The organism is Lewinellaceae bacterium, from assembly GCA_020636135.1.
In the GTDB taxonomy this organism is placed as follows: Bacteria; Bacteroidota; Bacteroidia; order Chitinophagales; family Saprospiraceae; genus JAGQXC01.
The window spans coordinates 3,047,926-3,061,176 of record JACJYK010000001.1 but is presented as its reverse complement, the minus strand read 5'-3'; the positions used below and the strand labels follow the sequence as shown (position 1 = coordinate 3,061,176).

Annotated in this window: 11 protein-coding genes; 8 read left to right on the top strand and 3 right to left on the bottom strand. The window is 48.5% G+C overall.

Annotation, left to right across the window (positions count from 1 at the left end; translation table 11 throughout):
* Positions 1–10: 10 nt before the first annotated feature.
* The gene (locus H6570_11710; GenBank protein MCB9319943.1) at positions 11–1,270 is read right to left on the bottom strand and encodes an arginine deiminase; all 1,260 of its coding nucleotides are present in this window, start codon (positions 1,268–1,270) and stop codon (positions 11–13) included.
* 255 nt (positions 1,271–1,525) lie between these two features.
* Here H6570_11710 and H6570_11705 point away from each other — a divergent pair, with 255 nt between their 5' ends.
* The 6 genes from H6570_11705 to H6570_11680 all read left to right on the top strand — a co-directional run bounded on the left by H6570_11705 (position 1,526) and on the right by H6570_11680 (position 7,693).
* Positions 1,526–2,215, top strand: a complete 690-nt coding sequence (locus tag H6570_11705) for a hypothetical protein (protein MCB9319942.1) — start codon at positions 1,526–1,528, stop codon at positions 2,213–2,215.
* Between the two features lie 45 nt (positions 2,216–2,260).
* A complete protein-coding gene (locus tag H6570_11700; protein ID MCB9319941.1) occupies positions 2,261–3,280 on the top strand; it encodes a hypothetical protein in 1,020 nt (339 codons plus the stop codon).
* 24 nt (positions 3,281–3,304) lie between these two features.
* Complete coding sequence (locus tag H6570_11695) at positions 3,305–4,909, top strand: OmpA family protein (GenBank protein MCB9319940.1); 1,605 nt, start codon at positions 3,305–3,307, stop codon at positions 4,907–4,909.
* Positions 4,910–5,095: 186 nt separating this feature from the next.
* On the top strand, positions 5,096–5,731 hold the full coding sequence (locus tag H6570_11690; protein MCB9319939.1) for a carbonic anhydrase: 636 nt from the start codon (positions 5,096–5,098) through the stop codon (positions 5,729–5,731).
* 66 nt (positions 5,732–5,797) lie between these two features.
* Positions 5,798–6,883 carry an ABC transporter permease subunit gene (locus H6570_11685; protein ID MCB9319938.1) on the top strand — a complete coding sequence of 362 codons (1,086 nt, stop codon included), beginning with the start codon at positions 5,798–5,800 and terminating at the stop codon, positions 6,881–6,883.
* Between the two features lie 3 nt (positions 6,884–6,886).
* On the top strand, positions 6,887–7,693 hold the full coding sequence (locus tag H6570_11680) for an ABC transporter ATP-binding protein (protein ID MCB9319937.1): 807 nt from the start codon (positions 6,887–6,889) through the stop codon (positions 7,691–7,693).
* Positions 7,694–7,773: 80 nt separating this feature from the next.
* Here H6570_11680 and H6570_11675 read toward each other — a convergent pair whose 3' ends face one another.
* Positions 7,774–8,727 (bottom strand): PIG-L family deacetylase, encoded by a 954-nt coding sequence (locus H6570_11675; protein MCB9319936.1) that lies wholly within the window; start codon positions 8,725–8,727, stop codon positions 7,774–7,776.
* 242 nt (positions 8,728–8,969) lie between these two features.
* Here H6570_11675 and H6570_11670 point away from each other — a divergent pair, with 242 nt between their 5' ends.
* The gene (locus H6570_11670; GenBank protein ID MCB9319935.1) at positions 8,970–11,615 is read left to right on the top strand and encodes a peptidase M14; all 2,646 of its coding nucleotides are present in this window, start codon (positions 8,970–8,972) and stop codon (positions 11,613–11,615) included.
* A gap of 75 nt (positions 11,616–11,690) precedes the next feature.
* Here H6570_11670 and H6570_11665 read toward each other — a convergent pair whose 3' ends face one another.
* A complete protein-coding gene (locus tag H6570_11665) occupies positions 11,691–12,281 on the bottom strand; it encodes a class I SAM-dependent methyltransferase (protein MCB9319934.1) in 591 nt (196 codons plus the stop codon).
* A 532-nt stretch (positions 12,282–12,813) separates the two neighbouring features.
* Here H6570_11665 and H6570_11660 point away from each other — a divergent pair.
* Entirely contained in the window at positions 12,814–13,197 is a 384-nt protein-coding gene (locus tag H6570_11660) for a hypothetical protein (GenBank protein ID MCB9319933.1), read from the top strand.
* Positions 13,198–13,251: the final 54 nt, after the last annotated feature.

Sequence of the window (13,251 nt, the reverse complement as noted above, 5' to 3'; positions counted from 1 at the left end):
ATCGGTTCATTTACCCCCGCAAGATAGGACATGTCATGCAATGCGAGCCTCCCCTGGCTCTGGAAAGCTCATTGGAAGGCAGGGTTATGATGGTATTTTCGAGGGTTTCCGGGTTTAACTGACCGGTGTCACAACTTTTGAGAAATACCTGGGCATGCATAATCTGGTAGCCGTGCTCGATCAATGCTTTTTCGGTAAATGGATTGCGGTCATAGGTCAGGGCGACACCGGGTTTGATGGCCACGAGGTTGCACCCGTCAGTCCATTGTTCCCGTTCCTGGTATGGGGAAATGCCCTGACCGGCATGAATAAATGCAATTTGTGAATTGATCTCGGCATGGAAAAACGCTTCGATCGACGGATAAAAGGCCTGTGCACCGCCCTTCCTGAAAACATTGACATAAGAACTAAGTCCATCCACGACGATGGGTTTGTAGGCGACAATATGTTCTGCTGCGATTTGGGTGAATATGGTATCAATGTGCATGAATGACCGGTCCGGAGGGATTACTATTTGTACCACATTGCGGACGATATTCCGTTCAAATAAGACAGATTTCAAAGCATGGATGGTATGTTCATTCGTACGTTCGGAACTGCCGATCAGTAGGTAATCCTGGTTGAGGATCATCACATCGCCACCCTCCAGGCAAATGGGTTCACCGCGACGGGAAGGCGGAAAGAGGTCCACATGGTTAAGATTGATGACTTTGCCTTCTTCCTTCAACCCCTTGAAATGCGGGTGGGACCAGAAAATGCTGCGGGTAAGGAAATTTTCACGGTAACGGGCCGATTTGGCAGCCTTGGTGATCAGAACATGGTCGTTGATAACTGCGGCAATATCACGGGTGAAAATAAAATTGGGGATGGGGTCAAAATAGATGTAGTCCTCTTCCAGATCATAGCCGGAGATCAGCACTTCGGCTAATTTGGCATCATCGTATTTATTGAACTGCTGTAAATAGGAAGTGGGCAATTCCTCAAAGTCCAGTACCCACTTGATGATGGTTTCCCTCGTCTCCTCATCCTGGCCCAGGGATTCGGCAAGCAACTGCTGGGTCTCGTAAACCTGATCTTCTCCCAGAAATTGTTCCAGCACCCGGCGGAAGATGCGGTGTTCCTGGATCATATGCGGGAGGTATACGATGTCGTCAAACAGTAGTTCATTGGATCGTTTGGGAGACACCCGGCTGATCCCGGAGTCCGGCTCATGGATAATAACCCGTCGTAATGGATCGATCTCAGAATGGACCTGAACCTGAGCATTCATGCTTGTTTAATTTTGGTGTGCAAAAATACCATAATAACCGCTTCGAAGGTTACTGCTTAGGAGGATTCACTCCAGGAAAAGGGATGCCCTGCGTTGAATTTTTTCCGGGTGACGTAATGGACTGTATGAATCACATCGGTGAATCGGAGGATGTCCTTTTTGGATGGCTCGGTCCTGATAGCAGGTATCCTTCATCTTGTCTGTCGGTACGATAGGTTTTTTTCGTATTTTTGATGGTCCTCACAATTCTGAATTATGACCATGCTGAAAAAGCTAAAATCACTCTTTGTCGTTGAAGATGAACATGGTGCATCTGCTGCTAAACCGGTTGAATCCGGAGAGGAAGATATCGTGCCGGAAGTAAAATCAGGCACTGTTATTCCGGACAGTGATGTTTCACCCAGGGCCGATACTTCCGTTGCCGGTGGAAAGGTCTCCGATAAGTTCCTGAATATCCTCCTGGCGGCCATGGATAAGCAGAACCTGGACGGATTTGATTACCTGGAGTACAAACAGTCTCTCCAATCCCTGGATCAGATCAGCATGGATGAGCCGACGAAATACCGGTCCGCTTTTGCCATGGCGCAAACCATGGGAGCCAATGCCTCTAACCTGGTTAAAACGGCACAGCATTACCTGCAGGTATTGGCGGAAGAGGAGAAAAAGTTCGAACAAGCACTGGTGAATCAGCGCAATCTGCAGATCACAGAGAAAGAGCAGAACCTGAAATCGTTTAACCAGTCCATCGCAGATAAGACAAGCCAGATCCAGAAGTTGACGGAAGAGATCAATCAGATCCGGAAAAATATGGAGAATATGACGGGTGAGCTCCAGGAAGCTCAGTTTAAATTGGATTCAACCAAAAATGATTTCCTCATCACCTATCAGTCCCTGGTAGATCATATTCGTAAGGACATCGAAAATATGAATCAATATTTAAAATAAAGTGTTCCATTTCTGCGCACAAGCGAATAAATAAACAATCGAAGCATGAGTGAATTTAAGCCAAAACCTTTTTGGCAACGACCGGAAGGAGTTACCGGAGGAATTATTTTGGCCGGGTTGGTATTAGGAGGAGGTTATCTGATCGCTGCAAATCTGGCAGCGATCGTGGGTCTGTTCAGCAATGTCCTGTATTTGTCGGTTCTGCTTTTAGCTCTGGGTGCGATCATCTTTATGGTGCTTGATCCCAAGATGCGTGCCCTGGTGAGTTATATGTACAAATCCGTGATGCGCTGGATCACCGGATTGTTTGTGCAGATTGACCCGATCGGGATCCTGAAGAGCTACATCGATGATCTGAAGGACAACTTAAGCAAGATGAACAAACAGATTACGCAGCTGCGTGGTCAAATGCATAAACTGAAGGAAATCATCCTGAACAATCAGAAGGAGATCAAATCCAATCTGAGTATGGCCAGTCAGGCCAAGCAAAACGACAAGACTCAGATCATGATCCTCAAGTCCCGCAAAGCCGGCCGACTGAAGGAATCCAATATGAAGCTCGAGGACCTCTACCGCAAGATGGAGATCCTATACCGTGTCCTGAATAAGATGTATGAGAGCTCTTCCATTATGCTGGAGGATGTCCAGGATCAGGTCATGGTGAAGGAACAGGAACGCAAAGCCATCCGTGCTTCCCATTCCGCGATGAAGTCCGCCATGCAGATCATCTCGGGTGACAAGGACCGACGGGCGATGTTTGATCAGGCACTGGAAGCCATTGCGGATGATGTAAGTCAGAAAGTGGGAGAAATGGAGCGATTTATGGAAGTTTCCGAGTCGTTTATGAGTTCCATCGACCTGCAGAATGGTGTTTTTGAGGAAGAAGGCATGAAAATGCTTGAGAAGTGGGAAAAAGAAGGCGCTTCGCTGTTGTTGGGCGATGAAAAAGAATCCCTGCTGTTGCAGGCAAATGACGAGAATGATGTCCTGGATTTGAATGCCCCGGTGAAACAAGCCGTGCGGGCCACCAGTCACAAAAATCAGTATGACTCTTTTTTTGAGTAATCAAAACCTAAATGCAACAAAACTATGGCACAAAGACTAACAACATTTTCGAAATTGGTCATTACCCTGCTGATCCTGGGTGCCTTGTTTTTCCTGTTCCGTTATTTGATGAACAATACGGAATTTGGTAAGAACTTAAGCAATCAGGCACAGTCGAATACCGAGTCGACCTCATCAGGTGACCAGTCCAAAGGCAATACGTCATCCGGTGGTGGCGCTGAATTGACCGGCAATGACGTTTTACGTGTTCAATTGGTTACCTGGGGCGGATATGCTCCCGGTGTCTATTTTAATGAAGGCTCCAATCCATCCACGCGCTCACGTTATTACAAGGATTACGGCTTGAAGGTTAAATTTGAAGTCAATGATGACCTGGGAGCAGCACTGAATGCCTGGATGGCCGGTGAATACGATGTCCTGGTCCAGACAGCTGACGCTTTCCCGTTATATACCGGACCGGCCGATATTGCCCAGTACAAGCCCAAGGCCTTTATGCAGGTAGACTGGTCCCGGGGTGGTGACGCCATCATCGCGAAGCGTGGCATTAATTCCATCAATGACCTGAAGGGCAAGCGGGTTGCCGTTGCCGTTCCATCACCGGCGCAGACCTTGTTGCTTACAGCTCTTGAGGCAGCCGGATTAAAATATTCCGATGTAACCACCATCGAAACCTCCGATAACTTCAAGTCGGCGGATATCTTCAAAGGACCGGACGTGGACGCCGCCGTAGTGTGGGCTCCTTACGACGAGGTCCTGCGGTCGATACCCGGATCAAAAGTGCTGATCACGACCCAAAGCCAGTCCAATATCATCGGGGACATCATGTTCGCCAAAGAAGACTTTATCCGGGCCAATCAGGATAAGATCAATGCATTTTACGAAGGCTGGATGCGCGGAGTAGCCGAAGTCCAGGCCGATGCAGGTAATTACAACAAGGCTGCTAAATTGCTGGGAGAACTGATCAACTTTTCTACGGAAGATGCCGCCGGATCGATGTCACTGGTTCGATTTGCCACCCATGGGGATAATGTCAACTTCTTTGGCCTGAATCCGGACTTCCGTGGTCAGAAGGGTAGCGATATTTACGACAAAATGAACGGTGAATTTGTAAAAATGGGAGTTCTGGAGAGTCAGGCCCCTACCTGGCGTTCTGTGATCAATACGACGGCCATTCAAACGGCTGGCAATAAACTCACTGGTCCCCAGCATGCCGCTGAGAACACGCCGAAGTTTACACCGGTGACCAAAGCCGAGGAAACGGTAGAAGCAGTAGCCAGCAAGCCGATCAGCATCAATTTTGCGAGCGGACAATATGCACTGACGGAAAACGCTAAAACGATCATCGATCTGCAGTTTGCCGAGATAGCCCGGACATTTGCGCAATCACGGATCCGTATCGAGGGTAATACCGACAACGTGGGCTCACATGCCAGCAATGTCGAGCTCTCGAAAAAACGGGCCCAGGCTGTAGCGGATTATTTGCGGACGACCTATGCTCTGGACCCCAACCGGTTTGTTATCCTGGGCAATGGCCCGGATAAACCGGTGGCCGGCTGTGAGTCCAATGCGACTCCTGAATGCAAGGCTAAGAACCGGCGTACCGACTTCCAGATCATTGCAACGAATTGATTGAAAGCATTTACGATAGCAAAGCCGGACAAAAGGATTTTTGGCCGGCTTTGTTGTATATGGAACTGTGGTACGTAAGAATGAATGGTAAAATGTTAATAATTCTCTAAAATGATTGTAATACTATAATCAATAGTAGTAATCAATTTATCTTGGTCTCATTCCTTAACCTAAACGAATTCTTATATGGAGCAGTATCGTCAAGTTTTTGCCAACAACCGGGAGTGGGTAGCCGCCAAACTCAAAGCAGATCCAAATTATTTTGAAGAATTGGCCAAAGGTCAAACCCCGAACTTTCTATACATCGGCTGTGCCGACAGCCGTGTGCCGGCAAATGAGATCATGGGGCTTGCTCCGGGAGATATCTTTGTCCACCGCAACATTGCCAACCTGGTCGTTAACACCGATCTCAATGCCCAGTCAGTCATTGAATACGCAGTCGTTCACCTGAAAGTAAAACACATCATCGTGTGTGGACATTATGGCTGCGGGGGTGTGAAAGGCGCCATGCAACCACAGGACCTGGGAATCCTCAACGGCTGGCTGCGGGAAATTCGTGACGTCTATCGCATTCATAAGAAAGAACTGGACCAGATCGAAGACGAAGAAAACCGTTACCGCCGGCTCATCGAGCTGAACGTTATCGAGCAATGTACCAACGTACTGAAGATCGCCTCGGTACAGAAGATGTACAAGAAGACCGGTTATCCATATGTCCATGGATGGGTGTTCGATTTGCACAATGGTTACCTGGTCGACCTGAATGTTGATCACGAAGCGGTTCTTCACCAGATCGAAGAGGTCTATAACCTGACCGTGTAATACCGGATTCTCTTTGCTTCTAAGATTGTTTCAGAAATTGTACCTTGAAAGCAAATCGACGGAGCATTGAACCTTTTTAAACTGGGCGATGATTTGTCGCCCACGACTAAAATCATTCTGGTCATCTCGGGCATTGGTCTGATCTTGTTGCTTTGGATCTTTTTGACCTATGGTGAGACTCCGATCATGAGTTCGGGGATTTTACCGCCACCCTGGAGGGTGTTCACCGCATTTGGAGACATGTACCGGGATAATGAACTCATCCGGAATACGTGTCTCTCTCTTGGGATGAACCTCTCCGGTTACCTGGAAGCAATATTGTTATCCATACCTCTTGGGTTTCTCATCGGACTCTGGCCGGTAGCCCGGAGTATGTTCCAGCGCCCGGTGGATGCACTCCGGTATGTTCCACTGACCGCCGTGATCGGTTTATTCATCGGCTTGTTCGGTATCGGAATCCCGATGAAGGTTCATTTTTTGGCATTTGGTATTTTGATCTATTTGCTACCGGTAGTCGTCCAGCGTTTGGATGAGGTGGATGATGTCTATCTGAAGACCGTTTACACCCTGGGGGCCAATGCCTGGCAGACCATCCGCACCGTTTATTTTCCGGCGGTCATTTCCAGACTTTCAGATGATATCCGGGTCCTGACGGCCATCTCCTGGACGTACATCATTTTCGCCGAAATGATGGGTAGTGAAGGTGGTATTGGTGCTATGATCTGGAGGGTCGGGCAGCGCCAGGGTCGCTTCGACAAGATCTGGGCGCTTCTGGTCCTGATCATGATCATTGGTATCGTCCAGGACAAACTATTTACCATTGCGGACCGTCACCTCTTCCCGCACAAGTACCAGCAGGCGGAGAGTGAGGCGAAAGGTCAGATGAAGGAGGAGTCGCTATGGTCCGTGATCTGGTCCTACTTGCGGAAGTCCCTGTTCTGGACATTGATTGGCGCCTATCTCTTGCTATTCATTAATGAATTCACCGGAATTATTTCCGGCATACGCATCTTCCACTACCTTTTTGACCGCACAGCCATCGCCGTACACCTCATTATGTGGGTGATCATTGTGGTGAAAGGTCTGGAGTTCTACCGGGAATGGGCCGCCGAGCGGAGAAAATCAAACGTGCAAGCTTCTCAAACCACTTGATGTATGGCATTCGAGAATCACGATACGCAATTAGAGAATATCATTGAACTACGCAACATCAAGCAGAGTTACGATGGTGGCCGGTCTTATATTATTAAGGACCTGAATCTGATCATTGAGGACAAGCCGGACCAGGGACAATTTGTCGTTATCCTGGGCATGTCGGGCAGTGGAAAATCAACCATCCTGAGATACATCGCCGGTCTGCAAAAGCCGACGGAAGGGGAGGTCTTGATCAAAGGCAAACCGGTGGATCAGTCCAGCCGTGTGAGCATGGTTTTCCAGCAATATTCCTCGTTGCCATGGATGACCGTACTCGATAATGTCGGACTGGCGTTGCGCTATCAGGGGGTTGATAAGGTGGAACGCGATAAAAGGGCCATGGAATTGATCGAAATGGTTGGCCTAAAGGGGCACGAGTGGAAATACGCTCAATACCCTACCTTGTCGGGTGGTCAATTACAACGGGTAGCCATCGCGCGCAGCCTGCTGGCCAATCCGGATATCCTCTTGATGGATGAGCCCTTTGGCGCTCTGGATATCCGCACTCGTTTGCAAATGCAGGATCTGCTTCTGGAGATATGGAACAAATTCCATCCTACCATCGTATTCGTGACCCATGACATCCGTGAGGCAGTTTACCTGGGAGATGACATCTACATCATGAAAGCGCAGCCCTCCCGTTTTGTCGAGCACATCCATGTCGATCTGCCATTACAGAGGGGCATCGATATCAAACGGTCACAGCGGTACACCGACCTGGTGTTTGAAGTGGAAGACAAGATGATGCAGGTGGCGGGAATGCATTAACGTGTTTAAGTGTTTAAGTATTCACGTGTTTAAGTAAACCAAATACCCGACACCGCAACCTGATACACACATTAAGCCCTCTACTTAATGTACTCGTCAACCTTATTTTCAGCGGGTCCCCGGTAATAAAAAGCTTCGGCCCAACCTAGACCGAATTTATCACCCAGCTCACGGTCGGAAGGGATGCCGCGTGACCGCTTTGAGTCGCGATCCAGGACATAGTGTTTGATGTAATTGCGGTCTGCTTCGTCGTCTGAGCTGCCGAGAAGGTCCAGTTGTTTGCCTTCGGATGCCAGACGCTGACGCAGTCGGGAACCGTTATGGCCGGCTGGCCCCTGTGAAGTATTGGCCAGGTTTGCTGCGACTTTTGTGTCGATGTGATCGCTGATGTCCACGATGCGGTTGACCAGTTGCGGACCTCGTGCGAAATAGTACATTTCCTGAACCGAATGCGGTTGTAACCCGGCATCAAAATGCTCCGGATAATCCAGTCTCCCTCCGGACATCCATCGAGCTGCTTCCCAGGCTTTGGCGGTGACATAATGATCGGGATTCTCTTCATAGTGCCCGGAAGGATCATAACATACGATGGTGTCGATCTTGAGCATCCGGATCAGGAAGATCAGCCGGGAGCGGATCTCGACCGGGCTGACATTGTCCAGGCGATGGTTGCGGTAGTATAAATTGTAGACTTTCTGGAGCCCCAGAGCTTTGGCTACCCCCTGCGTATCCTTCTCATTGTTCAAGATCACCTCGCCGACCGTGGCACCTGCACCGGCATGGTCGTCATTGGTCATCTGGATCAGGTAGCCGGTATATCCTTCCGCAATGAGTTTAGCTACCGTGCCAGCGGCGAAAATGGGAATGTCGTCAGAATGGGGTTGGATGGCAGCCAATACTTTCCCTGCATGCGGTTTGCCGGGCTGTGATTTCTCAATCACCAGGTCTTCTGCTTCGGCAAAGGTTCGTTGCTGGTAAGGCAGAGGGAAGAAGGGCAGGGCGATCCCGCTCTGCAGGAAGGTGCGACGTTCCATGTTTTCTTTTTTACAAGATACTATTTTTGAGATTCGGTAAAGGCAATTCGATTAACCACAAAGGCACCTGGTTCACGAAGGTGAAAGGCTTTTGTTACTGATCAGAAACGAATCAATACAGCGCATCGAATTTGAGAACTTCGTGTAATTCATGGCTAAACAGACACGAGTACTAATGAACACTTCTAAACGTGGATAAATCCCTTATCTTCATTTCGTAAACCAAGAAGACGAAATCTCCTATGAAAAAGCTATTAGCCGTTGGCCTGTTTACGGCCTTGATAATCAATTGCCTGACAGCACAAGTGGATCTTAATCCCAAGCGATTTGCATTTGATCCGCAACTGACTTATGATGCTGCAATCAAATCACCTGCACAATTTTTGGGTTATGAACCGGGAACCCGGTTTACGGTGTACGATCAGGTAGTCGATTATTGTGCTACCCTGGGAGATGCTTCTCCCAAAGTCATCTATCATGAATACGGCGAAACCTACGAGCACCGTCCTCTGGTTAACCTGATCATCACCTCGGAAGCCAATATGGCTCGTCTGGAGGAGATCCGGCAGTTGCACATCAAGGCGGCTGAAGGGACGCTTACTGCGACAGAGAAAGAAGCATGGCTCCAGCTGCCCGTTATCGTCACCATGTCGTTTAACATTCACGGGAATGAAGCTTCTTCAACCGAGGCGGCGATGCAGATCGCTTACCGGCTGGCTGCCGCCCAGGATGGGGATACGAAGGATTTGCTGGATCATGGCATCTACAACCTGTTTGTTTGCATCAACCCGGATGGCCGGGACCGTTATGTGTACTGGTACAATTCCATGCGCCGTAACATCACCGGGGTCGAACCAGCGGATATGGAACATTACGAACCGTGGCCCGGAGGACGGACCAATCATTACTGGTTTGATGTAAACCGGGACTGGGTGTGGGGTGTCCATCCGGAAGCCCGCGGACTGACAGAGGAATACCAGCGCTGGATGGGCCAGGTCCACGTCGATTACCACGAGCAAGGCTATAATTCCAATTACTTTACGGTGCCGGGCACTACGCCACGGAATAAGTTTTTACCCGATCGCTACGAAGCCTGGGCCGATACCTTCGGCAGGGCTAATGTGAAGGCGTTTGATGCGCATAAAATCAACTACTTCACACGCGATGCCTTTGACTTTTTCTACCCGGGCTACGGCTCCAGCTATCCAAGTGTAATGGGATCCATTGGCATGCTTTGCGAGCAGGGAGGCATCGGCGCCGGCATAGCCATCACCACGGATGATGATTATGTCCTGATCTTCAAACAGCGGGTCTGGGATCATTATACGACTGCTCTGGCCACCATGGGACGTTCGGTAGCTAATCGCGTCGCCCTGCGTCAGTATAGCCTGAATGCCTGGGACCCGGCGAATAACAAATCCCCGGAGAAATATTATTTCCTGCGCGACGACCAGGGCAAGGGATATCTGCACGATGTACTGGCTATCCTGATGCGTCAAAATATACGCGTAGATCGTTTGACTCAACCGGTCACCGTTCCTGCGGCGATCAGTTACCGCGACGGAAAAGCCAGCAAAGCTGTCTTTGATGCCGGTACCTATGTTGTTCGTGCTGACCAGCCTCGTTATCTGATGATCGCCACCATCCTGGACCGCCAGATGGAGATCGAAGACTCGGTGATGTACGATATGGCCACCTGGTCGATGCCGCTGGCTTACAATCTGGATGCTTATAACTGCCGTCAGATGTTATCGTTGAAATCCGAACCGGTGACTACTTTGCCGGCCCTGCCCAGTGGCATGACGGGCGCTGCCAATGCCTATGCTTATCTGATTGACTGGGATCAGCGCTATGCACCTACGGCCCTGGCCTTGCTGTGGGAGAAAGGTTATCAGGTCCGTAGTTCCCAGGAGCCCTTTTCCGATGGAACGACCACTTATCCGCAGGGAACGCTGGTTATACTAGCCGGCCGTAATCTGGGAAAAGAGGATGTCATTGCAGCTGACATGAAATCTGTTGCCATGGAAGCGCAGGTGGAAATTAAGGCCATCGGATCCGGTAGGATGGTCGAAGGAATGGACCTCGCTTCCCGGTACAGTCATCCCATCGAACAGCCCAAAGTGGCTATGCTGGTTGATGATCCTTTCTCTTCCCAGACGGTAGGCCAGATATCTTGGTTATTTGACCAGGAGACCAAACTGCCGGTTCAGCGGGTGCGGGGAAGTGTGCTGATGCAGTCCTCGTTGCCCAAATTCGGTCAGCGTTATGGCTATGTGGATCTGAATGATTACAATGTGCTGATCCTCGCAGGAGGTGGAAACGGCTTGAATGAAGTGTTTGCCAAGGAAGATGCAGGCCAGTTAAAAGCATGGATCCAGGCCGGAGGAACCGTGATTGCAACCGAGAGTGCGGTTAACTATTTTACCAACAACGACGAAAAATCTATTTGGCCCAAAGTAACCATGACCAAGTCCCCAAAGGATACGACCAAAACACTGATGTATTTGCCTTACTCTGAGCGGCAGGATTATTTCGGTAAGAAACGCATCCCGGGTTCTGCCCTGAACGGCCTGGTCGATAACACCAATCCGTTGGCTTTCGGGGTTAAAAAGGAAGTTTATTCGTTGAATTTTGGACCGGAAGCCATCAAACCGGCGCCTGAGTTGCAGACTGTGGGCTACTATGTGCAGGATTCGAGTCAGGTCCTCGCCAGCGGGTATGCGGACACGGCAAACCTTAAGGTTTTGGCAGGGAATGCATTTGCAGCGGTAGTGCCTCTGGGACGCGGTAAGATCGTCTTGTTGCCCGATAATACCCAGTTTCGAATGTTCTGGCGGGGTACCAGCCGCATGATGCAAAATGCGGTGATGGTGGTGCCTGGGTATTAAAGGGTTAAACCTATTATTTCCGGGTAGAAAAAATGACTGTGAATGAATTAGTCGACCTTTGGGTTAAATAGAAAATTACGATCTCTCCCAAAATTTCAGTGGTCCACCTTCTGCTTCGTGGACTAATTTATAGGATTTTGGTACTTCTTTTAAAAAACCATAATAGGTAACCAATCTTGTCCCTTGAGGCATTGAATCCAATTCTTCCCGCATGTATTTCACATAGTCGTCGTACAAATGGCGGCCAAGGTCGGTGGATTGATCAATCGGATCATCCTTGCAAATATTTTCGTGGAAAGCATTAAAAAAGTAAAATGATTTAAATTCTGAAAAAGGTATGTCTAAAATATTGGCATTTACCATGCTTACGCGATCAAGTTCATATCTTTCAATCACCTGATTGGCTATTTCGCACAGATTGGCCCTCTGTTCCACGCCTATATATTCTCCTTTTGTCCATGAGGAGCCGATCATGCAAAATTTTCCAACTCCGGCACCGATATCGAGGATAGGATTACTTTTCTCACAGAGGAAATCAGAAGCTAATTTTGCCACTTTTACGGATGTAAAGTGCAGGTCGGATAATTTCCGGATACTTTTCGGATAAACTTTATCAAATTCATTGTCTGATATATCTTTATTCGATTTAATGCGTTTAAATAACATGAATGGCTACCTCCAAGCCAGAATTTATAAGCCACCTGCTATCGAGAAACTATTCCTTGACCACTGAAACGGTAGAGGACTGGTAACTGCTATTGCTCATGGTAAGGCTACTATTCCAAAATAACAAGGCCAGAAATAATAGGTTCAGAAGTTGCTTCCTGTTTAAGCAATTGTTTAATAAAGAAAATGTTTTGGGGAAAATGCATAATCCATTCTAGCCACTAGCCCCTTAACCACCTGGTCCTAATTCAAAACCTAAATCCGGTGCTCAAAATTAGAAAGATATTTCTAAAAGTTATTTAGCTGCAGTGCAGTCTTGAACTGGACCTGGTGCTTGGGTAGTGCTGAAATCCTCGGTTTTTATCGAGCACTTTCCGGTAATAATGTAGAGGTCAGCTGGTAGGATGATTCAGAATGCAGTGATGGTGGTGACGGGATTCTGAGATTTTGACCGGATTGGATAACCATCTTGCTTGATTTGGTGTTCTACTTAAAGAAGATTGCCTTTTTGGTTAACCAAAAAATTGAAACCATGTCCGAGCTAACGCAAATCCCGAATCAGTTGAATGTCTATTATCTTCCTGATTCAGAGACATCTAAACAGACCCTGGCGATCCTTGGGGAATCCAGAGTGCCGGTGCATACGGTCAATTTATTGCTCGATCCATTGACGCCTACACAATTGGAGGAAATTCTTGATGGGTTGGGAATGCATCCGGAAGCATTGGTTTGTAAGGAGTCTCAGGAGTACAAAGAGTTATTCCCGGAGGTAGACCTGGATACGGAAGATTGGCTCACGCTGATCAGCAAGCATCCTGAGATTATCCGTCAGCCAATCGCCCAGCGTGGCCGAAAAGTTATGCTGGTCAAGGTGCCTACGGATATTCTGAAAATGCTTGAAGTGCAGATGAACTAGTGCAGAGGAATAAAAATTCCTGAATCTAATTCACTTATTAGCCTGTAGTCCGCT